Origin of the sequence: Halomonas marinisediminis, assembly GCF_004347715.1 — a bacterium.
Lineage (GTDB): Bacteria > Pseudomonadota > Gammaproteobacteria > Pseudomonadales > Halomonadaceae > Halomonas > Halomonas icarae.
This window is the reverse complement of record NZ_SLTR01000203.1, coordinates 1-314: the sequence shown is the minus strand read 5'-3', so window position 1 is coordinate 314 and position 314 is coordinate 1. Positions and strand designations below refer to the sequence as shown.

At 48.4% G+C, this 314-nt stretch carries 1 protein-coding gene; it reads left to right on the top strand.

Features of this window, described 5'->3' with window-relative positions; all coding sequences use genetic code 11:
• Positions 1-43: 43 nt before the first annotated feature.
• The coding region (locus E0702_RS16400) for a branched-chain amino acid transport system II carrier protein (protein WP_205741992.1) at positions 44-314 on the top strand (271 nt) is incomplete at its 3' end.

Below are 314 nucleotides of genomic sequence, written 5' to 3'. Positions count from 1 at the left end.
GGGAAAAATACTAACGCCAGCATGAATAGCTATCTGAGGGACCATGTCAGTGACAGCTTTGGTTTATCCGGTCGGGGAACTTACTGCCGCAAGCGGTCCGTATGTGAATGGCGCATTCGCAGAAGGTTTAACACAAGGTTACATGACCATGGACGCACTTGGCTCAATCGGCTTTGGTTGGATCATCTTTCGCGCGATTCGTAGCATGGGGATCGACTGCCCGAAAGCAACCGCAAAATACACACTTATTGCTGCTTTGATGTATGCCGTCGCAATGGCATTTGTGTACATCTCATTGTCCTACATTGGTTCTA